Annotated in this window: 1 protein-coding gene; it reads left to right on the forward strand. The window is 61.5% G+C overall.

Annotation, left to right across the window (positions count from 1 at the left end; translation table 11 throughout):
- A partial coding sequence (locus tag AACY49_RS31725; RefSeq protein ID WP_339528322.1) for an immunoglobulin-like domain-containing protein occupies positions 1-213 on the forward strand: 213 nt, incomplete at both ends.

The raw sequence follows: 213 nt of genomic DNA on the forward strand, positions 1-213 counted from the left end.
AGTGACCATTAAGGACGCTGCGGGCGGAAACTTCGAAAATCTGGCCACCAATCCAGCGGCGGCAGTTACCGAAGTCACCGACACCGTCGACACTTCGACGGTCAACCTCACCGCGACCAGCACTGTGGCTGAAGGCGGCACGGTGGTTTACACCGCATCCGTCTCGGCACCGGTCACCGGCTCGCCAGTGGTTGTGACCCTGTCGAATGGCCA

The organism is Pseudomonas sp. EL_65y_Pfl2_R96 (genome assembly GCF_963970905.1).
In the GTDB taxonomy this organism is placed as follows: domain Bacteria; phylum Pseudomonadota; class Gammaproteobacteria; order Pseudomonadales; family Pseudomonadaceae; genus Aquipseudomonas.